This is a genomic window from Bacillus sp. LR--39 (assembly GCF_053613335.1).
Genome location: NZ_JBSIOT010001383.1, coordinates 1 through 558 on the forward strand (window position 1 = coordinate 1; position 558 = coordinate 558).

Consider the following 558-nt stretch of genomic DNA (forward strand, 5'->3'; position numbering starts at 1 on the left):
GCAGTTTTGCAATATATTCTTTACTATTTTTCTCATAGTATTCTTTGTTATCCGGGTCCTGCTTCACGATTTGCGCCGTAATATTTTTAACTTCCTTCTGTGCCAGAACAGGGCTGAGCCATACGTGAGGGTCCATTGCATGACTGTGCTCATGCTCCCCATGATCATGCTCTTCGTGTTCTTCTTCAGAGCCTTCCATTAAATCAATGCCTTTGCTTGCATTAACGAAAACGGCATGGCCTTGGCCCATGCTTTTTTCAGCTGACGGAACCCATGTCTCCATGTATTCACTATTATAAACGAACAAATCAGCATCCTGAATGTTGGCAATGTCTTTCGGCGTCGGTTCCCAATCATGCGGTTCAACGGAAGATGGGATTAACAGATCCACATCGCCTTTGTCTTTTACAATTTGTTTTGTGAATTCATACATCGGGTAGAACGTTGTGACAACGTGCAGTTTATCATCCTTTGAATCCGCCGACCCTTTTGTTGATGAGTTGCCGCATGCTGCAACTAATAAAAAGCACGCTGCAATCACAAACAAACCGCTCCATT

Annotated in this window: 1 protein-coding gene; it reads right to left on the reverse strand. The window is 43.5% G+C overall.

Annotated elements, in window-relative coordinates; translation table 11 throughout:
• Positions 1-558: metal ABC transporter solute-binding protein, Zn/Mn family (locus ACWHAR_RS30630; RefSeq protein ID WP_452088877.1), on the reverse strand; the 558-nt coding region annotated here is incomplete at both ends.